This window comes from Sebaldella sp. S0638 (assembly GCF_024158605.1).
Classification (GTDB): domain Bacteria; phylum Fusobacteriota; class Fusobacteriia; order Fusobacteriales; family Leptotrichiaceae; genus Sebaldella.
This window is the reverse complement of the sequence record NZ_JAMZGM010000063.1, coordinates 1-22543: the sequence shown is the minus strand read 5'-3', so window position 1 is coordinate 22543 and position 22543 is coordinate 1. Positions and strand designations below refer to the sequence as shown.

General features: G+C 33.1%; 20 protein-coding genes and 2 pseudogenes. 13 read left to right on the top strand and 9 right to left on the bottom strand.

Annotated elements, in window-relative coordinates:
* Nucleotides 1–116, bottom strand: a pseudogene (locus tag NK213_RS15015) (sugar ABC transporter ATP-binding protein); the annotation flags it as partial.
* 381 nt (nucleotides 117–497) lie between these two features.
* Between NK213_RS15015 and NK213_RS15010 the strand changes: the two are divergent.
* Nucleotides 498–1073: a lysozyme inhibitor LprI family protein gene (locus NK213_RS15010; protein ID WP_253350455.1), complete on the top strand. Its 576-nt coding sequence runs from the start codon at nucleotides 498–500 to the stop codon at nucleotides 1071–1073.
* A gap of 163 nt (nucleotides 1074–1236) precedes the next feature.
* On the opposite strand, the gene NK213_RS15005 is transcribed toward NK213_RS15010, so the two are convergent.
* Nucleotides 1237–1998 carry an HAD-IIB family hydrolase gene (locus NK213_RS15005; protein WP_253350454.1) on the bottom strand — a complete coding sequence of 254 codons (762 nt, stop codon included), beginning with the start codon at nucleotides 1996–1998 and terminating at the stop codon, nucleotides 1237–1239.
* 380 nt (nucleotides 1999–2378) lie between these two features.
* Here NK213_RS15005 and yhfZ point away from each other — a divergent pair, with 380 nt between their 5' ends.
* From yhfZ to NK213_RS14950, 11 genes and pseudogenes are all read left to right on the top strand, one after another.
* A complete protein-coding gene (gene yhfZ, locus NK213_RS15000; protein WP_253350453.1) occupies nucleotides 2379–3290 on the top strand; it encodes a GntR family transcriptional regulator YhfZ in 912 nt (303 codons plus the stop codon).
* Between the two features lie 388 nt (nucleotides 3291–3678).
* Nucleotides 3679–4029, top strand: a complete 351-nt coding sequence (locus NK213_RS14995; RefSeq protein ID WP_253350452.1) for a PRD domain-containing protein — start codon at nucleotides 3679–3681, stop codon at nucleotides 4027–4029.
* A gap of 22 nt (nucleotides 4030–4051) precedes the next feature.
* Complete coding sequence (locus NK213_RS14990; RefSeq protein ID WP_253350451.1) at nucleotides 4052–4924, top strand: phosphotriesterase; 873 nt, start codon at nucleotides 4052–4054, stop codon at nucleotides 4922–4924.
* A gap of 27 nt (nucleotides 4925–4951) precedes the next feature.
* Nucleotides 4952–5317 (top strand): DUF2620 domain-containing protein, encoded by a 366-nt coding sequence (locus NK213_RS14985; protein ID WP_253350450.1) that lies wholly within the window; start codon nucleotides 4952–4954, stop codon nucleotides 5315–5317.
* A 122-nt stretch (nucleotides 5318–5439) separates the two neighbouring features.
* Nucleotides 5440–6750, top strand: coding sequence for a YhfT family protein (locus tag NK213_RS14980; RefSeq protein ID WP_256478766.1), 1311 nt, complete (start codon nucleotides 5440–5442; stop codon nucleotides 6748–6750).
* A 30-nt stretch (nucleotides 6751–6780) separates the two neighbouring features.
* Complete coding sequence (locus NK213_RS14975; protein ID WP_253350449.1) at nucleotides 6781–7821, top strand: amidase family protein; 1041 nt, start codon at nucleotides 6781–6783, stop codon at nucleotides 7819–7821.
* 36 nt (nucleotides 7822–7857) lie between these two features.
* Entirely contained in the window at nucleotides 7858–8952 is a 1095-nt protein-coding gene (locus NK213_RS14970; protein WP_253350448.1) for an aminotransferase class V-fold PLP-dependent enzyme, read from the top strand.
* 14 nt (nucleotides 8953–8966) lie between these two features.
* Complete coding sequence (locus NK213_RS14965; protein WP_253350447.1) at nucleotides 8967–10130, top strand: YhfX family PLP-dependent enzyme; 1164 nt, start codon at nucleotides 8967–8969, stop codon at nucleotides 10128–10130.
* 3 nt (nucleotides 10131–10133) lie between these two features.
* Entirely contained in the window at nucleotides 10134–11342 is a 1209-nt protein-coding gene (locus tag NK213_RS14960) for a phosphopentomutase (protein WP_253350446.1), read from the top strand.
* Between the two features lie 501 nt (nucleotides 11343–11843).
* Nucleotides 11844–12128: a hypothetical protein gene (locus tag NK213_RS14955; protein WP_253350445.1), complete on the top strand. Its 285-nt coding sequence runs from the start codon at nucleotides 11844–11846 to the stop codon at nucleotides 12126–12128.
* Nucleotides 12129–12140: 12 nt separating this feature from the next.
* Nucleotides 12141–12827 (top strand): annotated as a pseudogene (locus NK213_RS14950) (alpha/beta hydrolase); the annotation flags it as partial.
* A gap of 133 nt (nucleotides 12828–12960) precedes the next feature.
* On the opposite strand, the gene NK213_RS14945 reads toward NK213_RS14950, so the two are convergent.
* Nucleotides 12961–13845 carry an SDR family NAD(P)-dependent oxidoreductase gene (locus NK213_RS14945; protein ID WP_253350444.1) on the bottom strand — a complete coding sequence of 295 codons (885 nt, stop codon included), beginning with the start codon at nucleotides 13843–13845 and terminating at the stop codon, nucleotides 12961–12963.
* A gap of 145 nt (nucleotides 13846–13990) precedes the next feature.
* A complete protein-coding gene (locus NK213_RS20475) occupies nucleotides 13991–14116 on the bottom strand; it encodes a hypothetical protein (protein WP_256478765.1) in 126 nt (41 codons plus the stop codon).
* Nucleotides 14117–14424: 308 nt separating this feature from the next.
* Between NK213_RS20475 and NK213_RS14940 the strand changes: the two genes are divergently transcribed.
* Nucleotides 14425–15684, top strand: coding sequence for a CdaR family transcriptional regulator (locus tag NK213_RS14940; protein ID WP_253350443.1), 1260 nt, complete (start codon nucleotides 14425–14427; stop codon nucleotides 15682–15684).
* 95 nt (nucleotides 15685–15779) lie between these two features.
* Here the strand turns inward: NK213_RS14940 and NK213_RS14935 are convergent, their stop codons facing one another.
* The 5 genes from NK213_RS14935 to NK213_RS14915 all read right to left on the bottom strand — a co-directional run bounded on the left by NK213_RS14935 (nucleotide 15780) and on the right by NK213_RS14915 (nucleotide 22353).
* A complete protein-coding gene (locus NK213_RS14935) occupies nucleotides 15780–16283 on the bottom strand; it encodes an SUKH-3 domain-containing protein (RefSeq protein ID WP_253350442.1) in 504 nt (167 codons plus the stop codon).
* Between the two features lie 336 nt (nucleotides 16284–16619).
* Nucleotides 16620–18359, bottom strand: coding sequence for a bifunctional UDP-sugar hydrolase/5'-nucleotidase (locus tag NK213_RS14930; RefSeq protein WP_253350441.1), 1740 nt, complete (start codon nucleotides 18357–18359; stop codon nucleotides 16620–16622).
* 28 nt (nucleotides 18360–18387) lie between these two features.
* Entirely contained in the window at nucleotides 18388–20031 is a 1644-nt protein-coding gene (locus NK213_RS14925) for a bifunctional UDP-sugar hydrolase/5'-nucleotidase (protein ID WP_253350440.1), read from the bottom strand.
* A gap of 41 nt (nucleotides 20032–20072) precedes the next feature.
* On the bottom strand, nucleotides 20073–21848 hold the full coding sequence (gene nadN / locus NK213_RS14920; RefSeq protein WP_253350439.1) for an NAD nucleotidase: 1776 nt from the start codon (nucleotides 21846–21848) through the stop codon (nucleotides 20073–20075).
* A 184-nt stretch (nucleotides 21849–22032) separates the two neighbouring features.
* The gene (locus NK213_RS14915; protein ID WP_253350438.1) at nucleotides 22033–22353 is read right to left on the bottom strand and encodes an MliC family protein; all 321 of its coding nucleotides are present in this window, start codon (nucleotides 22351–22353) and stop codon (nucleotides 22033–22035) included.
* Nucleotides 22354–22543 lie beyond the last annotated feature (190 nt).

Here is a 22543-nt window from a genome sequence, read left to right as displayed (position 1 = left end):
GAAGGGCCCACAAAAACCATAAATTCCCCGTCTTTAATATCAAGATTTATCCCGTGTACTGCCTTAAACCCGTTAGGATATTGTTTTTCCACTCCTTTTAATGTTACTTTTGCCATATTATAAACCTCCATTATTTTTACATACTATAATTAAAATATTTTCTTCATATGAAATATACAAAATACTTTTATATTCTGAATTTATTATAATTATAGTTTGAAAAAAATTTTTTTCAAAATAATTGTATCCTTTTGAACAGAACTTTTTTTACTTTTTTCAAAAAGACAATATGAACTATTCTTGTTTAACTTCTTAAAAACTTTCTTATTTAACTTTTTGAAAATTTTTCTCATTTCACAGCTTTTTTTATTACCTGCATATTTGTTGTTTTTTAAAACTTTTATTAACTTTCTTTTGTTCCTGCATAATATTATGATATAATTGTGTAAATTATATTTATATATAATAATAAAAAATTATTTTTAAGGAGAATATGAATGAGAAGAAACAATACTACACTTATTATTCTGATTGCAGGTATTTTTTTATTTCTTCTTTTAGCAGTGGGAAGTCTCGCATTTGCTGTATTTAGAAATGATTCTGATACTACAGCCGCAGAAACTGTACAAACTGAAAAAACTGCTGATAAGGAAGATACAAAAAATACTGCTAAAACTGAGAAAAAAACTGAGGAAACAGTACAAGAAAAGGTTACTCTGGCAGATTTAAAGAAAAAAACACCTAAAAATACTGAATATTCTGATGATCTGGCAACTCGTATGAAACCTGTACACAGAGCATTTCCCGCAGAACCTGGTTACGAGGATACAGAACTGATTAATGAATTGGGCGGTACATGGGATGATGAATTAAATGATGTTTATCAGGCCTTAATGAAAAAACTCACACCATCACAGCAGGAAGAATTAAGAGCCGAACAAAGAAAGTGGATAAAAGAAAGAGATGCTAAACTCAGCGAATCAGGAGATCATTTTGTTAATGCAGCGTTATTCTATGATCTTACTATGGACAGAACATATGTATTGGCAGATTTATATGATAAAGTAAAATAAACATAAATAATAAAAATACGGATTTGATAGATTATTATCTAAATCCGTATTTTTTATCAGCTATTTATTTTTTCAGTGCTTTTAAAATTTAAAAAAAATATAATTTCTAAAAGTAAATAAAATATATTAAAAATTCCAGTGAAAAATACCAGAAATCTTAGTTTTATTTCAAAACATACTTTTTTATACACTCATCAAAATCACTGACTACTGCTCCGGCATGGTCTTTTACAGCATCAGGAGAACTTTGAAAAGTAAATGAATTCTCTGTCATCTGGAGCATAGGTATGTCATTATACGAATCACCTATTGTATAAAGTTTTTTTACATCTCCCAGTTTCTCAATCACGGTTTTTATCCCTTCGGCCTTTGATGAACCCTTTGGTGCCACATCTATAAAATGCTGATTTTGAAACACTTCCACCCCGGTAAATCTCTGTTTCATATCAGCTGCTATTTCCTCTATAGCTTTCATATCTCTTCCTTCATAATTAGCCACAAAAGATACTATCTCCTTATTCTCCATTTCATCAATACCGGCACTGTGAAAGAAAGGCTTGTTTTTCTCCGGCTTTCCTGTAAGACAGTAAACATTTTCATTCGTCAGAGCATTTCTGAAACCTTTTAGAGAAACTTTCTCAAGATAATCATATAAAGCTCTTATAGTTTTATAATCAATACTTCTTTTATATATAATATTAAAATCACTGTCTGTTACTACAGAACCATTTCCAAGTACGTAATAATCCAGATTCAGCCCGATATCTTCTTTTAGAAATCTAACTCCCCTTAGTATTCTCCCAGTTGCTGTTGCTACTTTTATCCCGCTTTTCTGCATATCTTTTATCAGATCTGCTGTTGACTTTTTCACATTATATTCCTCATGCAGCAATGTTCCGTCAAGATCTGTCACAAATAGTTCCAACTAAAATCACTCCTTATAAAGTATAATTTATGAATATTCAGACTTTCACATCTAAGTTATAACATATTTTGACTTTTTATGACAATTAATTCTCAGGTATCTGTTTTAAAATTTTGATAATAAATCAGTTAGAGACAGACAATACCTGCTGCTTAAAATTTTTCTTGAATATTATCTTTTATTTTCAGCCTTTACAAAATTTTTACAATTTTTTTTATGTTCTATTATTGTATTCCAAACATTTTAATTTCTGGGAATGCTGATTTTACACGAACCCAAAGAATCATATTTTGATATTGACAATTTTAAAAATTATGGTATCATATTATTAGAAATCAATTTTCAAAAAAATGAAAATAAATTTTAAAGAGGTTTATACAATGAAAGAGACAGTACTTTTAAAGAAAAACGGACAGGCAATAATCAATATTGCCAAAGCATTTCTGGAAATAAATGTCGGCGAGAGAATGGATTCCATACCAAAGTATTCGGAAAAATTTGAACTTTCGGTTGGTACCATTCAAAAAGCCATTAAGTTTCTGGAAGACGAAAAGATGGTAACTCTTGAAAGAAAAGGCCATCTTGGAACTACGGTAAAAGGCATAAAATATGAAAAACTTTTGAATTACGCAGGTATCAGTACTATAGTCTGTGTTATGCCCCTTCCTTACTCCAGAAGATATGAGGGATTGGCGACTGGTTTAAAAAAATGTTTTTCAGACAAAAAAATTCCTTTTTACTTTGCTCACATGGGTGGAGCCGGAGTCAGAATTAATTTTCTGGAAAAAGGACTTTATGATTTTGCCATAGTTTCAAAATTAGCAGCTAACCATGCTATAAAATCCGGAAAAAAAATAGAAATTGCTTTTGAATTCGGGGAAAATACCTATGTAGACAGACACGTTCTTTTCAAAAATGAAAATACTATTATAAAAAAAGTAGGAATTAATCCTGATTCTCAGGATCAGTATCTGTTGACCAAAGAATACTTCAAGGGTGATGATGATATTGAACTTGTGGAAATCGACTATAACAAAATCCCTGAACTGCTGAAAAGAGGAATTATCGATGCCACAGTATGGAATCTGGATGAAATAAAAGAGCAAAACATGAAAATCCAATATGAAGAGCTGGAAAATAAAACTCTGGTAAATCTTGGAAATGAAGCTGTGCTTATAGTAAAACAAAATGACAGTGCGCTAAAAAATATAGCTGATAAAGTCATTGATAAAGATTTTATACTTCAAATGCAGAAAGATATACTGGAAGACAAACTTTATCCAAGTTATTAAAGATATAATTTTCTTGTTTATGTGAAATTTTAATAACCGCACTAAATTGGATTATATTTTTTCAAATGAATTTTCAATAAAATGAATATTCGAAAATCGAATAAAGACCTTATATTTCATCTATTGGAAGATATATTAAAATATAAACTTTATCCAAACTGAAAAATATACAAATTCTATGCTTATGTAAAACTACAATAAGCTATACACAAAATAATCATATTTTTTTAAAAATGAATTTTCAAAAAAATGAAGGTTGAAAATCAAAAGTATTATTTAAACTGACTTTGTTATTATTTTATATATATAACTTAAGTTTTTTAGATATACATTCTGAATTACGGATATTTCAGAAATGTTACATTATTAAGATATTTTAGGAGGAATTATGGAAATGGAAAGACTGGATATTTTAGTCGAGGCAGAACTTATTGATCAGGAGACTTACGAGAAAGTAAAAAAGATCGTAAATGAGGTATCCAGAGAATTTACTTTGGATTTAAATACAGAATCCGGGCAGATGTTTATTACACATGTATCAATGGCAATTATGAGAATCAAAAATAATGAAGCTACTACTAATGTAGAAAATGCGATTTTTGAAGAGATAAAAGAAAGTGAAAATTTTGATAATGCTTTAAAATTCGCAGAAATTATAGAAGATATTATAGAATATGAAATTCCAAAAAATGAAAAAGAATATCTTGTCATTAACGGTTGTTTATTAATGGAACAGTAATATTAGCAAGGAGGTGCGGGCAATGCTCGAAAAAGGAATTACTTATATACACGAACATATCTACATAGATCTTTCAAAAATCAAAAATACTGATGATACTTTGCTGAACGATAAGGAAACGATGATATCCGAGCTTAAGGAAATCAAGGAAAAAGGTGTTCGTAATATAGTAGAAGTCACTAATATCGGTATGGGAAGAAATATGGAATATATGGAAGATGTGAGAAAGCAGACAGGACTGAACTTTATTTACTCTACAGGCTTTTATATCGAACCGTTTTTTCCGGGAATTGTATTTGAGAAAACAGATAAAGAACTCGCAAAAATCATGATTGATGAAATCAAAAACGGAATAGACGGTACAGGGATAAAACCAGAAGTAATAGGTGAAATTGGAAGTTCTGAAAATCTTATTACCGAAACTGAAAGAAAAGTATTTCAGGCAGCAGGAATAGCACAGAATGAAACAGGAAAAGTTCTTTCCACTCATACATCAATTGGTACAATGGGGCTGGAACAGATAAAAATTCTAAAAGAATACAATGTTAACTTTGAAAAGGTAATAATCGGACATACAGATCTGAGCAATGATCTGGATTATATGCTGAGACTGCTTGATTACGGTGTATATACTGCATTTGACACTATAGGGAAAAACAGCTATCTTCTTGATGAAAAAAGAGTAGAAGCTATAAAAGAGTTAATAAAAAGAGGATACGGAGATAAAATAGTTCTTTCTATGGATATCACCAGAAAAACACATTTTAAGAAAAACGGAGGACTGGGATACTCACATCTTCTGGATACATTTGTTCCAATGATGGCAAATGCAGGAATCAGCAAAAGCGATATAGATAAAATGCTTATCACAAACCCGGAAAATATTTTTTCATAAATATAAATAATAAAAGGAGAGATTATAATGATTAAAATCGGAGTTGCCGGACTAAAAAAGGATCTTATTGAAAAAACAATAATTGAAAATGGGAATGGAAATTTTGAAGTATTAGTTACTATTGATATGGATGCGGCAAAAAAAATCAAAAAAGGAGAGCTTGATTACTATTTCGGAGCTTGTAACAGCGGAGGAGGAGCAGCTATTTCCATTCTTATCGGTATGATCGGTTACGGAAAATGTTCCACTGTAGCCAAAGCAGGAGGAAGTGCCCCTGAAAAAGACCAGATCAAAAAGCTTCTTGACGAAGGAAAAGTAGCATTTGGTATGTCTGTGGAAAATATTGAAAAAACTGTTCCGGTTATACTGGAAAGTATTTTGGAAAGTAAATAATAGAAATTTATTCAGACACCTTATCCAAAAAATAATAATCGGATAAGATACGAATATTTTAACATTATTATATAAATTATTTTGGATTTAAATTAAAAGAAAATTCTAGGAGGAAGAAAAATATGAATGTGGACATTTATAAAATCATATTTGTAGCCTTATTAACAGGCTTTACATCTTTTGCGGCACACACTGCCAAAGCAGTATTTCATGACGGGATCAGACCTATACTGCCTGAACTTACAGAAGGAAGAATGAAAAGAGCAGAGGCTTCATCAATAGCATTCGGACTAAGCGTAGGTTTTATCGCATCAATTGGTATTTCATTTACACTGACAACAGGACTTTTGAATCCTTGGCTTTTATTTCTGCCGACAGATATTATAGGAGTGGCTTCTCCAAAAAAGAGTGTTTCATTCGGACTTGGAGCTTTATGGGGAATTCTGGTTGTTACCAGTCTTGACGCTTTGAATAAAGGGCTTACTGCACTGCCTGTGGACTTTTTAGGCGCACTGGGTGAAATAGGAACACCAGTTATAGCAGCATTTGCATTATTCCCAATACTTGCTATTTTTTATCAGTTCAAATGGAAAAAAGGACTTATTGCAGCTGTAGTAGTTTTATTAACAAGAGTATTAATCATAAAATATACAAAACTTTATCCTGAATCTATAGAAATGTTCGTAGGAATTGTTATGCTTCTTGCTTTTGCTATTATTGAAGATTCTAAAAATAAAGTAAAAGTGGAAAAAGACGAAGACGAAGAATCTATATTTGAACAGAGAACAAAAAGAGTATTCAAAAACCTGCCTGTTCTGGCTATAATCGGTGCTTTAATAGCTATTATTGCCAACCTTGGATATTTTGCAGGTTCGGAAATCTCGATTTACCCTCTTGCAGAAGCTGCAAAAGCTACTGACCCTGCTGTTGCAAAAGACCTTATACATCAGGCTGCACTTGGTGATTTATTAAGAGGACTTGGTTTCGTCCCGTTAATTGCCACTACTGCACTTGCTACAGGTGTTTACGGAGTAGTAGGACTTACATTTATATTCCCTGTGGGATATCTTGCTCCTAACTGGATAGTAGCGGGAATCGGCGGTGCTGTTGTTATTACATTGGAAGTATTCCTTCTTAGAGGAATCGGAAAGTTTCTTGAACATTTCCCTTCTATAAGACATGCTTCTGACAACATCAGAACATCTATGGAAAATCTTATGGATCTGTCTCTGCTTATTGGTTCTGTATTTGCAGTAATCAAAATGGGAGGATATACAGGATTCTTCATATTCGTAGTTGTTTATTTCCTAAACGAAGTTTTGGGAAGAAAGATAATCAAAATGGCTATAGGACCTGTAGGTGCTATCATTACAGGAATTGTACTGAATCTTCTGTTTTATGCACATTTATTTGTACCTGTAGCAGCAAAATAAAAATCCATTATTGACAGGAAGTGACTATATATGGAAAAAGAATATCTGAAAAAGTTATTTTATTCTTTTTTAAAAGGGAAGGAGTACACAGGTAAAAGTGTAATTACCCAAAACTTATCCATTATAGACAAGATAACTGAAACTCTGTGTGAGAATAATGAAGAAATAAAATTATTGGGAGTAAAAAATACATCTGATATTGACAGGGAAATAATACATAAACTCATAAAAAGTAAAAAATTTTACTGGCACACTATTGATAAAATGGCAGATAACGGCCGTGCCATTGATACAGATCTGACAAACCCGCTCACAGGAAGAGCCATGACCGGTTCTTCCAGCGGGACTGCGGTAAATGTCTTTCTTGGAATCAATGATATCGGAATAGGTACAGACGGCGGCGGTTCGGTTATATATCCCGCACTTTCGCTGAATCTTTATTCATTTACCGGAAGCGGTGCAGGATTAAAATCAAAAAAGATCAAAAAATCAACTGACGGACTGATATTTTCTCCGGGTATAGGTTTTTTGGCAAAAGATCTGGAAACCATCTATATGGCTGTTCTGGCTTTGCACGATGCTGATATCGTCTCTTCATATTCTGATTATAAAATAGCAGTTACAAAAGATCTGGAAAATTATAATATCTTTAAAAATATTGAAAATAAGGTATTTATCCCGGATCACTTCAAAAGTACCGATAACAGGAAAGAACTCATTTCCGCCTTAAAAGAAGTCTTTGAAAAATATGATATTTTGATAGTCAGAGAGGAATTAATAGACAGCAGCTCTTACGGAGATTCTGTAATGGGGAACCTTGGTGAGAAAGCAAAGAAATCTCAGTCTTTATCTAATAAAAGAACCGGAAAAGTGATAAATATGATGAATTTATCAGCTATTACCATTCCGTCTGACGAGTTATCAGCAGGATTTATTATTATTGCCAAAACCGGAAAAGAATATATAAAACCTCTTTTTGAAATTGCCAATATCCTTAAAACTCCTGAAAACCTTCTTTTAAAAAGATATTTCGCGGATTTTCTGGATAATGACAACATTATCTTTCAATAGAACATTTTATAAAAACAAATTACAAGGAGACAAGCTATGCAGACTTTTCCTTTAAAATCACTTAATTTAGAAGAAGCTAAAAAGAAACAGTTCAAACTCGTAGATATTATCACTAAGTATATGACAGGTTCAGAATCTCTTACTTTAGGAGATCTTGGAGTAACTTTGGGACTTAATAAACCTGTGAGAACAAAAACAGCAGAAGATATACTGGCGGAATTCTTTTCTGCAGAAGCTTGCATGCTTCTCAGAGGTGCCGGTACAAATGCCCTGAGATGGGGATTTATGACTGCACTGCGCCCCGGTAATACTCTGCTTGTTCACGATGCTCCCGTTTACCCTACCACTGAAACTACTATTGAGTCTATGGGGCTTAATGTACTGCGGGTTGACTTTAATAATTATAAAGAAACTGAAAAAGTAATTAAATCAAATTCCATAAATATGATCTTAATACAGCACACAAGACAAAAACCTGAAGATTCATATAATCTGGAAGAATTAATAAAAACCATTAAGGCAGCAGATAACAGCATTCCTGTTATTATTGACGACAACTATGCCATACTGAAAACCGAAAAAAACGGTATTGACTCAGGAGCTGATCTTTCAGCCTTCTCTATGTTTAAATTGTTAGGCCCTGAAGGTATCGGGTGCCTTACAGGCAAAAAGGAATTAATAGATAAAATAAGAAGTAAAAATTACTCCGGAGGAGGACAGGTACAAGGGCATGAGGCAATGGAAGTATTAAGAGGTCTTGTATACGCACCTGTTGCACTGGCAATTCAGGCTGAAGAAAATGAAAAACTCGTGCTGGAATTGAATAACAGTGATAAGTATCCTTACATAAAGCATGCTTTTCTGGCAAACGCACAGTCTAAAGTATTGTTGGTAGAATTTAATGAAGATATCGCGGAAAACTTACTAATAGAAGCGGAAAAACTAGGTGCCCTTCCTAATCCTGTAGGAGCAGAATCTAAATATGAAATAGCTCCTCTGTTTTACAGAGTTTCCGGAACTTTTCTAAAAAGTGATCCGGCTTTAATCAAACGTATGATTCGGATAAATCCAAACAGAGCAGGTTCTGAGACAATAATAAGAATACTGGAAAATGCGTATAAAAAATTATAAAAGGAGTGTTTGGTTTGTTTATAGATATTTTAAAAGAAAAAAATCCCAAACTTATACAGACAGCTTTATCATTACATACTAACGGGACAATAATGCCAGACTCTTATATTATTGATGTGGATATTTTTAAAGAAAACGCAGAATTAATAAAAGCAGAAAGTGATAAGCATAATATAAACCTGTATTATATGACAAAACAAGTAGGAAGAAATCCTTATCTGGCTAAGATCCTTGAGGATTTAGGCTATTTGGGCGCTGTAGCCGTAGACTTTAAAGAAACAGAAGTAATGATGAAAAATAACCTGAAACTGGGAAATACAGGACATCTTGTACAGATTCCCTCTAAAATGATCGGCAGAGTCTTGAAATACGGAACTGAAATTATGACAGTTTATTCTTTTGAAAAGGCTCGTGAAGTATCAATAGAGGCTGAAAAGCTGGGAATAGTACAGAATATAATGTTTCGGGTATTAGATGAAAAATCAAGTGTTTATCCGGGGCAGGAAGCAGGGATAGACCTGTGCGATCTGGAAGAAGTCACAAAAAAGATACTTACTTTAAAAAATGTAAGAATTAACGGTCTTACTTCTTTTCCTTGTTTTCTATACAATGAAGTAAGTAATGCCATAGAAAAAACTGAAAATATAGAAGTAGTGCTAAAGGCATATGATATTTTGAAAGAAAAATTCGGTATAGAAGTAAAGGAACTTAATCTTCCTTCATCTACATGTATCGAAAATATAAAAATGATAAAAGAAAACCACGGAACACATGGTGAACCCGGGCATGCACTTACAGGTACCACACCATTTCATGTTAATAAACAAGCTGTAGAAAAACCTGCTTATGTATACGTTTCTGAGATTTCTCATAATTTCAGAGGAAAATCACACTTTTATGCAGGCGGTCATTACAGAAGATCACATATGAAAAATGTTCTTATAGGTTCTTCATATGATAATCTTGAGAAAGTAAAAACAGAAGATTTTGATCCCAGTAATATTGATTACTATCTGACTGTATCAAATGAACAAAAAGTAGGAGACACTGTTTTAGGATGTTTTAGAACTCAGTTCTTTGTCACAAGAAGTGACATTATCCTTGTAGAGGGAATACAGAGCGGAAACCCTAAAATAGTAGGCAGATATACAGCTTTAGGAGAGAGAATCGAGGTGTAATTTATGAAAAAAAGATTTATAGTAATAGTTTTGGACAGCTTCGGGGTAGGATATATGGATGATGTTCCCGAAGTAAGACCTGAAGATATCGGCGCAAACACATGCAAACACATTCTTGAAAAATTTCCGGAACTAAAACTTAAAAATCTGGAAAAACTGGGGATTATGAATGCACTTGGAGAAGAAATAGGAGCTATGAAAAAAAGCAGCTTTTGCACATACGGAAAAGCAAAATTAATGCACTACGGAGGAGATACATTCTTCGGACATCAGGAGATCATGGGAACTCTTCCAAGAAAACCGCTTATGAAGCCTTTTAGTTTTTACATGGAAAAAGTGTACAATGCTCTTTTGGAAAAAGGGTATAAAGTAGAAAAAATAGGTGATAATCTAAAATACCTTCTGGTTAATGACTGTATTGCAGTTGGTGACAATCTGGAAACAGACCTTGGTCAGGTTTATAACGTCACTTCTACACTTGCAGAACTTCCTTTTGATGATATCTTAAAAGTGGGAAGAATCGTACGACAAAATGTGGAAGTAGCCAGAGTTATAGTTTTTGCCGGAGAAAATTCCAGTATTGAAAGCATAAAAGCCGCTGCAGAGGAAATTGACGGAACTTATATGGGAATAAATGCCCCTAAATCAAGAGTTTATGAAAAAGGCTATATGGTAAGACACCTTGGTTACGGAATAGATCCGGAAACACAGGTTCCCACTATAATGGGCAAAGACGGACAGAATGTTGTTCTTATAGGAAAAGTAGCAGACATTGTAGAAAATGATCATGGTACAAGCTATATGGGGCTGGTTGATACCAAAACTATCTTCAATATCACACTTAATGAAATAGATAAAATGGATGAAGGATTTATCTGTGTGAATATTCAAGAAACAGACCTCGCCGGCCACGCCGAAAATCCCGCAAGATACGCAGAGGTTCTGGAAATTTCCGACGATTACATAGGAAAAATTATGGAGAAAATTACAGATAATGATATTCTTATAATTACAGCTGATCATGGAAATGATCCTACTATAGGACATTCTAGACATACAAGGGAAAATGTTCCTTTGCTGATTTATAAAAAAGATCTGAAAAATACATTTATCGGAGTAAGAGATTCTTTATCTGATATAGGGGCTTCTGCAGCGGAGTATTTCAATATTAAAATGCCGCAAAACGGCAAAAGCTTTCTTGATAAGCTTTAAAAATCCTTATTCAAACAAAAACTAAAGATAAATAAAAGATTATACTAAGTGTAAAGCATTATACTTAATCTATCAAAAGAAAATAATTTTTTCTTCATAAACTCCTTCATCGGAACCCTGAAAAGGGTTCCTTTTATATTATAATTTTCTTATACTCTGAAAATCTGCTGATTAATTTTTTAACAGAAATACCCCGTTAACAGATAATAAATATATTTCATCATTTATCAAATACAGCTCTCTCAGAAGCTGTCCATTCTGTTACAAAAATATGTAAATTATCTGTGACAGATATTTTCTATATTTGGAAGAAAAAAGCAAAATAATTTTTTTTGAATAGTTGAATTTTTTCTCCATAATTTGTATAATGAAATGTAAACAGAAATTTTTCATTATTTCTAATTGAAATTATTATCTATAACTTTTAATTTATTTTTTTTGAGCTTATTATTTTAAAGTATTTTGAAAGCTCAATAAAACTAAATTTTGGAGGTAAGATAAATGGCAAATGAGATCAAAAAAAGACCTGATTATCTGTCTGATGATCATTTAAGTACAGGAACAAAAGAATATTTAAAAGTTTTAAATTCCGGAACTACACCAGTTGAATCACTTCCGCCTGCTGAGGCACGTAAAGTTCTTGAAAATGCTCAATCTTCTGTAAACGTGGATTTATCAGGTATTGATGAAGAAGAAAAAACTATCGAAGCAGACGGTTTTAAAATTGCTGTAAATATCACAAGACCAAAAGGTGCAAAAGAAAAATTACCAGTTTTTATATTTTGACACGGAGGCGGATGGGTATTAGGTGATTATCCGACACATAAACGTCTGGTACGTGATATTGTAGTCGAGTCAGGTTTTGTAAGTGTATTTGTAAATTATACAAGATCTCCTGAAGCAAAATTTCCACAGGCACTTGATGAAATTTATGCTGTTACAAAATGGGTTGCTGAAAATGGAGATCAAATAAATGTTGACGGAAAAAAACTTGCCATTGTTGGAAATAGCGCAGGCGGTAATATGACTATTGCAACTTCTATGAAAGCCAAAGATAATAACGGGCCGGAAATAAAGTGCCAGGTATTAATGTGGCCGTATTCCAATGCTTCAACTGATGCTGATTCATACACTGAGTACGGCGAACAGAGATTTTTGACTACACCGCTTATGAAATGGATGAGGGACAATTATATGGCAACTCCTGAGGATTTTAAAAACCCTTTATTTTCTCCGGCAATAGCTGCGAAAGATCAGTTAAAAGGTCTTCCGCCTACATTAATAGAAGTAGCTGAAAATGATATTCTGAGAGATGACGGAGAAACTTTAGGACGTCATTTAGATGAAGCAGGAGTATATGTGACAACTATACGTTTTAACGGAGTTACACATGACTGGGGACTTTTAAACGGGTTTGCAGAACTTGCACCTGTACAAAGTCTTGCATTATTTACCTCAGCAATGTTGAAGAAATATCTAAAATAAATATCTTATAAAAAATGAACGATCAGTTCATTTTTTTTATTATTACTACACAATTTCAAGAGGTTCTTATAAAATTTCGTATAAAAAAACAGCATACAGACTAAATCGGTCTGAACACTGTTTTTTCATATATTTATAAAAGCCCGTCAAGAGTTTCTTCACTTTGTAATTTAGTATAATTCACACTGCTTTCCCATAATTTTTCAGCATTTTCCTTATTATAAGAAAGTTCCGAAGACGGTATCTCTTTTCCTCTGTCGTTATATTTCCCTGTATGTTCCCCGTAATAAGGCTTTGTTACCATATCTGCCAAAGCTTTTCCAGATTCCGATAAAACTCCTACTCTGTCTGCGAACATTTTCATAGCTTCCTCAGTAAAATGACGATTACTGTTAACATGAAAATTAGTATCTGTAAGCAATCCCGGATTAAAAGCATTTACAGTAATATTTTTTCCTATTTCAGACAGCTTTCCCGTTAATTCATATGTAAAATACAAATTACACAATTTACTCTGTGAATATTTGTCATTTATCTCTGAATCAGGATCAGCCAATACTTCCACACCCGGATAAATCAATCCGTTAGGCGGATTATGCATGTCACTGCTCACTACAGTAATACGGCCGTCTCCTTTGATTAAAGGTAAAAGCAAAGCTGTCAGAAGAAAGTGTCCCAGATGATTTGTTCCAAAAATCATATCAAATCCATCTTCTGTAGTCCCGCCATTACTATTTGATATTCCGGCATTGCATACAATTCCGAATAAGGGAGGATATTGAGCCTTTTCGTAATCTTTTGCGAACTCTCTCACAGAACTCAGCGATGATAAATTTAGCTGCATTACACCAATATTTTCATTTTTTGTTATTTCTATTAATTCAGATTTTGCTTTCTCTGCTTTTTCAATATTTCGGCAAGCCATAACAATAAAATAATCCTGACTTTCCAAAAGTATATTTTTAGCACACTCGAATCCCAATCCTGAGTTTGCTCCAGTTATAATCACTGTTTTCATATTAATACTTCCTTTCAATATTTATTATATTTTATTTAGAATCTTATTTTTTAATATATTACATTATAACAGATATAATATCAATAAACAGTTTTCCGTGTTCCCATCCGTCAAACTAGAAATAAACAGGAACAAACAGGAAAACTTATTTATGTCTCATTTCTGCCTGTAATCTTGCTGTTATTTCTTCCGGCGAATCATATGTTACCGCACCCACTGTAAGAGTTAATGATATCAGCAGAAATGTGAACAACAATACTATCTTTTTCATTTTTATGCCTCCTTGAAATGTATTCTAGTTTTAGTTAAAGTCTCAAACCACTGTTTGTTATAGCTATTTTCATCAATTTTATAATAATAAAAATCATATAAAACAATTTACTATCTCTTTAACTTTTTGTTATTTTTTACAGTTTGACTTTTCACAACAAAATTATTTCAAAACAATTTTATTTACTTTACATAAAAGATTATATATAATTGTCTAATAGATTGCAATGTATCACAATTCAATATTTTCTTATTAACCGGCAACAATATTGTACTATAGCACAATCAAGTTTTATATGGAGGTAAAATATGCAGGAATTAAATAATATACATAAAACTGACGAGCTGGAACTACGTGCTGCTTTATATATGCAGGATCTTTTTGACACATTTTACTTAAATCTGGGACTGCAAAATATAATTGATAAAGCAAGAGAGATATTCGGACATCCTATGCTCATCCATGACATCAGCTACAAAGTCCTCGCTTCATCTTATGATATAAATAACATAACGGATTTTATGGAAGATGAAAACGGCGATAAGTATATAAACGAAGAAACTATAAAATATATTCACTCAAATTATGATCTTATGCATGAAATACGTAAAAGCGGCTCATATAATCTCATAAAAGAATCAGCTCCTCTGAACGGTGTCCTGCTCTCCCTGATTAAGATTGACGGAATTGAGGTGGCAAAACTTGTTATACACGGAGCCGGGAAGGAATTCAGCCCCCTTGCTGTTAAACTGATAGATCGTTTTAGTCAGTTATTATCTGTAGAATTACGAAAAAATAATTTATTTGAAAGGGATAAAAATCTGATTTTAAATTATATGATCGAAGATTTACTTGAGGGAAAAATTATAGATGAGGAAACAGTTTATAATAAATTACATTATCTAAAGTGGATTAAATCAGAAGATCTACAGATAATGATAATAACCAGTACAGGAACCGGGGTACTGGACAGCAAAATCCCTCTCGTAATGAAAGGTTTAAAAAACTTTATTTCTCTTGATAACTGTACTGTATATAAATCAAATATTACAGTATTTGTCGACCGCAGACATTTTGATAATTTATTTGGAGCAAATTCAAGATTTGAAGACTTCTTAAATGCCAATAACCTCAGTGCAGGTATCAGCCTGAAATTTTCTTCAATTTCAGAAAGTAAAAGATTTTACTCACAGGCTCTTAAAGCCATTGAATTCGGACAAAGATATAATACACATATTGCTTTTTTTGAAGATTTCAGATTATCAATTATTTCAGATTCCATCATCAGCCAGTATGACCTGATAGACTTTTGCCATCCTGCAGTGATTCAGCTAATAAATTTTGATAAGCAAAACGGGACTGACTTATTAGATACCCTGAAAAATTATCTCTATTACACAAATTCTCCTAACGAAGCTGCGAAAGTCTTATGTATACACAGAAATACTTTATTTTACAGAATAAATAAAATAAAGGACATGACTGAAATCACACTGAATAATGCAGAAGAAATAAGCAAACTTTATATTTCCATCAGATTATTGGAAATAAATGACAGACTTGTTTAGTTTTTTTCAGAAGATTTTTATTAATAAATTAGAAGACAGCCGGCTGACTTTGGGGGGATTTCATTTGTCAGCCGGTTTTATTTCACAGACAGGTCTCATTCCTGAAGATCAGAAACACAGACTAAATCTTTATTAGTTCTCAATTCAAAGGCTATAGTGTCAATCATGGAATCAAAAACCTCCACGGAATCAGCATAATCATGTTTCAGATACAGCCGCCCGCTTTCACCCACAGCACATATTGCCGGATAATAATAACCCATTTCTCCGATACATAAAGTTTTCTCTTTCGCAAAGGAGCATATTTCCTTGTACTCTTTGGTATTTGATAATGAATACGGCTGATCAAGTGTAATTTTAAAAGTATAGTCGTATGAAGCTGATCCTTTGGTATTTTCAAATCCTAAATATAAAATACTGTTTAATTCAGCGTATTCATACAAAAAGTTTTTCATAGCTTTTGTCAGCGGAATATGACTGGTATATGCTTCCTGTTCATAGCTCCGTATATCAGCAATTCGTCCTTCATACCATCCAGCCATTTGCAAAATTTTTCTATATTGATCATACAGGCTTAGGTTCTTCAAATAAATTTTCATAATGTCCATTCCTTATAGTTACTAAAATAATATGAGTTTCTAATAATCTTTATGCTTATATCCTAAAATGCAGGCCGGCTAAAATCAGCCGGACTTTTAATTTATACACAAAATTTACTTCTTATTACAGCACTCATATTATCAACATTTCAAAACACTTATAAGTTATTCTTACTCTTAATAAAAATTTTAAAAAATTGATATTATTTTCTATTATATCTCCAAACCACAAAACAGTCAATTATAAAGCCTTAATAAATGTTGAATCCATCAAACAGTAATATTTCACTTTATTAAAAGACAAAAAAATCCCCTGAATTAACAGGGGAAATTTATTTATTTTACTTCACTTTCTTTTATTGATTTTACATTTAATGTTCTTCCGTCAGAAGAAGCAGGTATTTTTATTTCACCGCTTAATACTTTTTCTTTCAGTTTCCCTAATAACGGATTATTAAAATTATAGTTTACGATCTTCCAGTTGTTTTGTAACTTAGGAGTAACTTTTCCGTTTTTCTCCTCAGTTATATACTTGATTATAAGGTCTCTTACTCTTCCTCCGTCCTGTAATTCAGCATATGAATCATAATACATATCGCTTTCCTTTATCAGACCGAGAGTAAGAAGTGTTCCGAATCTGTAGTTATTAACAGCAAGCTTATACACTTTTTTGTTATCTACAGGTTTCCCGTTAATCTTAGCATCAACTATTCTTTTTCCTTTTGGTTTTGTAATATCTATTTTATAATCTATACCATAGAACATATCATAGTTATATCCTCTTACATTTTCATCAAAACTGATTGTCAAATCCCCCGGTGTAAGCTGGTTATAATAATCTGCAGACCATTCCATATATTTCAGAAGATTTTCACCTGTAATATTCACACCCATAAGGGTATTTGTATATTTATAGATAAACGCTACATCTTTTCTCTTAAATTCTCCTTTTTCAAGGTTTGAACCAAAGTTAAATAATGCTGCCGAAGATACATCAGACTTTGCAAAATATTGCTGAACTTCATTTATAAGCTCCATTACAGGAGTTTCCATTAACTGTGCAGTAGGCATAGTAGTTATTTCCTTAGCGCCAGTTATAAAGTCAGGATTTTTTATAAATGTTTCTGTAACTTCTCCCACTACTTCATTAGAGTATGCTTTAGACTTTTCATCTACATAGGCGAATTTTTTCTTCATTGCCTCATCTTCAGCCACATCTTTTGTAGGAATATTTTTTGCAGTTACTGTTTTTTCCTTTGTTACAGTGTCAAAAGTTATTTCCCCTTTAGCCACATTTGAACCATATGAACCAGGCTCTATCAGAGTAACTCCGTTAATTTTTTCTACATATACCGCATGCTCGTGTCCTCCAAAAATTATGTCAAACTGAGGAAATTTTTCAGCAAGTTTATGTACTCCGTCTCCATTTTTCTCATCTGTTCTTCCAAGATGAAACAGCCCCACAAGAATGTCATACTTTCCGTCTATTTCTTTAAGAGTATTATTGATTGCATCAGCAGGCTCAATAAATTTCAGCCCTGCAAAGTGATCAGGAGTCGATGCTTCCCACATAGGAATATGCGGAGGAGTCATTCCTACGAATGCTACCCTTACACCATCGATATTTTTTATAACATATGGAGTTACAAAAGGTTTCCCGTCATCTTTTATAATATTTGCACTTAATACAGTCCCTTTAAATCCTTTTATGTTTCTTTCAAGAAACTCTTTCTCGAAATTAAACTCGTGATTTCCCAGAGTCCAGAAATCATATTTCAAATCATTTAAAGCCTGTACCATAGGATGTACTTTTTCTGAATTAAACAACTCAGCGCTATTGTCCTGCACAGTATCCCCATTATCAGCAAGAATCAGATTTTTATTCTTGGCTCTCTCTTCTTTTATTATAGTTGCCACTTTTACTATACCTGCGCTTTTATCCGCCTGATCTATAGCATAATCATAAGAAAACAGTCTCCCGTGAAGATCTGAAGTTTCCAGAATTACAATGTCCACCTTTTTCGCAAAAGATAGTAATGATAATAAAGTTAATAACAGTAAAACTAATCTTTTCATATAACTCTCCTTTTTATTTGATTATATTTTATCTAAGACCGGTTATTGACCAGTAATTATTCGATAATCCTGTTACTTTTCCCTTTCTTACATCTACAATATAGTTTATAACCATATTTTGTATTGTTCCTTTTTCCTGTCCCATTGCTTCTTTGGAATCCCATACTTTTTTTATGTTTCTTCCTTCCAGAGGCCCGCCTTTCTGAACAAGCATCTCATATCTGTATGAATTCATTCCTACTTTTACTTTCATATTATCAGTTATTCTTTTATAGCTGGAAACAAGCGTAAGATCTCTTATTCTGCTTCCCGGAGCTGCTTTTAAGTCTATTTTATATCTTACGCCGCCGAATATATCATAAGTTACATATTTAAAATTTCTTCTCTGAGAATTATATTTATACTCTGTATCTCCTGAACTAATAGTATCAAAATATCCCGCAGACCATTCCATATAGTCTTTCAGGTCTCTTCCTGTCATTTCATATACTGTTACTTCTCCGCCTGCATATCTGTAATTCGCATATATATCTTTTCTTTTTATCGGCCCTTTTTCAAGCTTTACATTCTCTGTATCATATGAAAATGAAACTACATCTGCTTTGCTGTAGTAAAGCTCGGCTGCTGTAATAAGAGATGAAAGTCCTGTATCAGAAGCAAAAGCATAAGGAATTCCCTTCACTTTTCCCGCAGGAACCATATCATTTGCCGTTTCTCCAATAACCTGATTTACTTCCTCACGCAGTTTCTGATGAAAAGGATTATAAATTACTTCTATTCCCTGTTCAGAATCCTCGCCTTTCACGCTCAAAGTTCTCGAGTCTTTATTTATAAGTCTTACAGAACCTTTCTCCACTTCAAATTTCAAATCAACAATAGATAAAGACATTCCGTATTTATAAGGCTCTGTTATAATAACCCCGTTTACTGTTTCCTTTGATACATCCTTATGAAAATGTCCTGCTATTATTACATCTATGCCTGGTACTTCATTGGCTATATCTATTACCCCAGTTCCGGGAATATTATTTTCATTAGGGAGTCCCATGTGAGCTACCACCACTACAGCATCCACTTTTCCTCTTAATGCCTCCACCTGTTTTTTTAATTCTGGAATAGGCATTGTAAACTTCATCCCTTTTACATTACCTGTATTTTCCTCGAATTTTTCGGTTAATGGGGTAGTAACACCTATGATCCCTATTTTTACTCCTTCTTTTGTAATTATCGTAGAAGCAGGCAGGTAATTTGACCCGTTTTCATAATAAATATTGGCAGCAAGCGCTTTTCCCTTGAACTGTTTCAAAACATTATCAAGAGCAGGCATACCAAAATTAAACTCATGATTTCCCGGTACCATTACATCATATCCCATTTGGTTCAGTACAAGCATTGCAGGGTGTTTAGGTTCATTTATAAATCTTTCTATTAAATTATCCTGTATAATATCCCCGGCATCTACAAGTATGATGTTTTTATTACCTTTTCTATAACCGTCTACCATTTTTGCTATCTGGCTGTATGAACCCGAATCATCGAATTCGTCAGTCTGATAGTTCCACGGTACCACATGCCCATGTACATCTGATGTCCCCAGTATTTTTATGTTTACCTCTTTTGCTGTTCCCAATGCTGATAAAATGAGCATTGCTAAAACTATAATCTTTTTCATTATCTGATCCTCTTTTCAGTTTTCTTTAATTGCAGTAAAAGTTAGAATGTAAATTTTACTCCTGTAGAATCAGGCTTGCTGATCTCTTTTACTTCTTTCATGTAATCTATAAATGACTTGGCATCATCCAAATATGTATCAGTTCCGCCTCTTTCTTCCTTTACTTTACCAAATGTTACATAACCGTCTTTCCCGCCTGCGATATATGCATTAGTTCCTACTGTATACATTTTCTTAGGATCTATATTTCCCCATTTTCCTGTTAGTCTGTCTTTTACTTCTACTTTCGTAACTCTGTTTCCTAAAGTTCCGGCTTTTTTAGCCTCATATCTGATACCTGCACCATAAGGGAATGATCCAGTAGATCCTCCGGGCTTTAATGCGAAATCAATTGCATCTTCTAAAACTGCTTTTATCTCTGCTCCTGTCATCTGCATAGTATACAGAGTATTAGAGAAAGGAAGCAGTGTATAACCGCTGTCATAAGTGAATTCACCAGGCATTATAGAAATTCTCACTCCTCCTGAATTTTGTATAACAAGGTCAACTTCACCTGTTCCCATATGCTGTAATGTATAAAGCATAGATTCGGCTACGAGCTGTGTCGCATATGATCCGTTAGGATTTTTTGCGTCAGGTATTCTGTTTTCAGAACCACCGGGTATTTCGTCCTTTACTGTACCTATTACGATTTTTCCAAGCTCCTGCTTTTGGTCAGAGTATTTTTTTAATATACTTTCTGCTTTAGCATCAGGTTTTACTATTGCTAATTCAGGATATGTCGCGATTATTCTTAATACTTCCTGCTTTTCAGCACCTTCCAGCTGATATTTTTCTCCTTTTTCATTTCTTCTTTCAAAAAAATCATCGCCTAGAAGCAGCTGCGGAGTTCCGCTTACGCTTTTGATTATACCGTTCTTATCAAAAATAACTTTCAGATTCCCTATTACATAAGAATAATTCCATGCTTCTACTACATATACAGGTTCTCCTGTTTTTGAAGCAACTCCTGTAGGGTAGTCTCCTTCTACTTTCAAGCCGAATTTTTCAAAATTTTTGTCCAGAAGATAATGTGTATCTCCGCTGACTATAACATCTATGCCGCTTACCTTCTTAGCCAGATCCACATTATTTTCATAACCAAAGTGGCTTAGAAGAATAATTTTATTTACTCCCTTAGCTGCCAGTTCATCTGCATATTTCTGTACAGTAACAGCTTCATCTTCAAATTTTATATCTTTTCCCGGATTAGATGAGTCTCTTGTTTTTCCTACTATATCCAATCCTATTATTCCTATTTTTTCCCCGTTTATTACTTTTATTATATAAGGTGTCCATTTACCTTCTAGGATACTTCCTTTTTCAGGTACCACATTTGATGAAACCACAGGTACTTTCAAGACATTCAAAAATTTCAGAAGACCTTCGTTTCCTCCGTCAAATTCATGATTTCCCAAAGTAAAGGCATCAAAGCCTATTGCATTCATCTCTTCGGCATCTGCCACACCATTAAATAAAGTATAGTAGAGAGTCCCTGTCATTGCATCCCCGGCATGTAAAACCAGAGGATTTTTTTCTTTTGCTCTTAATTCTTTTATTTTAGACGCTACTCTTCCGATTCCGCCTATTGTAACTTTAGTTTTCTTCCCTCCCAGGTCCAGATCTATTTTTTCTGCTTCAAGGTGCGAATGATGATCATTGATGTGAATGATATTTATTTCAAAGTTGTCTTTACCTGCTGGTACTTTCTTGGCTGTTGTCGCACTGAATGCTGTTATTCCCGCTGCCATACATAAAAAAATAAAAAGCTTTTTCATATATTCCTCTCCTTTATATAATTTTTTCTGCTTACTATAATTTATACTATAATTTCTTTATTTGTCAAATAAATAATATTAATGCTTTAAAAGGACTTTGGCTAAACTTTTGTCTGCTGTATGTCAGATGTTGAAAATGTGCGATATAATTCCGAGTATTTTAAAAGACCGGAAAAATCCGGTCTTATTTTTTATATTCTTTACACTCAACGGTATTACCCTTTACAAATTCTATAAGAATCTTTCCTGCTTTTTCATGGAAGCTGACACCGCCATTACCTTCATAAATTGTACCGCTTGCTGAAATCTTTCTTTTAAAATCAAATGTTTCATCCTGCTGATCTCTTAATATAGCAGTTTCGCCATCTGCACTATACTCAATCGTTAAAGCTGAGTCATAAGGGCATGTATAATTTACTTTTCTAGGCTTCTTCTCTGCTTGATACGCACTGCTACATCCGATCAATAGCATTAGAAATGCTGATAAAAATATTATTTTTTTCATTCTAATCGCCTCCTAACTCATTATACCTTAAATCATTTAATTTTTTCAACAATTAATTTATTACCAAGTAATTTTGTAACTGAATAATCCGGACTAACAAATTCTTCTATCGGTTGTAATGGTCAAGCAAAATGGGAACATTAGGATCCAAAGAAATTGAATCTAGCCTGGTAAGGAGTAATAAACCCAT

Coding starts and splice junctions, on each gene's coding strand:
- NK213_RS14985 (WP_253350450.1), top strand. CDS start 4,952: ATGATTAAAATCGGAGTTGCCGGACTAAAAAAGGATCTTATTGAAAAA.
- NK213_RS14980 (WP_256478766.1), top strand. CDS start 5,440: ATGAATGTGGACATTTATAAAATCATATTTGTAGCCTTATTAACAGGC.
- NK213_RS14970 (WP_253350448.1), top strand. CDS start 7,858: ATGCAGACTTTTCCTTTAAAATCACTTAATTTAGAAGAAGCTAAAAAG.
- NK213_RS14990 (WP_253350451.1), top strand. CDS start 4,052: ATGCTCGAAAAAGGAATTACTTATATACACGAACATATCTACATAGAT.
- nadN (WP_253350439.1), bottom strand. CDS start 21,848: ATGAAAAAGCTTTTTATTTTTTTATGTATGGCAGCGGGAATAACAGCA.
- NK213_RS14915 (WP_253350438.1), bottom strand. CDS start 22,353: ATGAAAAAAATAATATTTTTATCAGCATTTCTAATGCTATTGATCGGA.
- NK213_RS14975 (WP_253350449.1), top strand. CDS start 6,781: ATGGAAAAAGAATATCTGAAAAAGTTATTTTATTCTTTTTTAAAAGGG.
- NK213_RS14930 (WP_253350441.1), bottom strand. CDS start 18,359: ATGAAAAGATTAGTTTTACTGTTATTAACTTTATTATCATTACTATCT.
- NK213_RS14940 (WP_253350443.1), top strand. CDS start 14,425: ATGCAGGAATTAAATAATATACATAAAACTGACGAGCTGGAACTACGT.
- NK213_RS14995 (WP_253350452.1), top strand. CDS start 3,679: ATGGAAATGGAAAGACTGGATATTTTAGTCGAGGCAGAACTTATTGAT.
- NK213_RS14935 (WP_253350442.1), bottom strand. CDS start 16,283: ATGAAAATTTATTTGAAGAACCTAAGCCTGTATGATCAATATAGAAAA.
- NK213_RS14955 (WP_253350445.1), top strand. CDS start 11,844: ATGGCAAATGAGATCAAAAAAAGACCTGATTATCTGTCTGATGATCAT.
- NK213_RS15010 (WP_253350455.1), top strand. CDS start 498: ATGAGAAGAAACAATACTACACTTATTATTCTGATTGCAGGTATTTTT.
- NK213_RS20475 (WP_256478765.1), bottom strand. CDS start 14,116: ATGAAAAAGATAGTATTGTTGTTCACATTTCTGCTGATATCATTAACT.
- yhfZ (WP_253350453.1), top strand. CDS start 2,379: ATGAAAGAGACAGTACTTTTAAAGAAAAACGGACAGGCAATAATCAAT.
- NK213_RS14960 (WP_253350446.1), top strand. CDS start 10,134: ATGAAAAAAAGATTTATAGTAATAGTTTTGGACAGCTTCGGGGTAGGA.
- NK213_RS14925 (WP_253350440.1), bottom strand. CDS start 20,031: ATGAAAAAGATTATAGTTTTAGCAATGCTCATTTTATCAGCATTGGGA.
- NK213_RS14945 (WP_253350444.1), bottom strand. CDS start 13,845: ATGAAAACAGTGATTATAACTGGAGCAAACTCAGGATTGGGATTCGAG.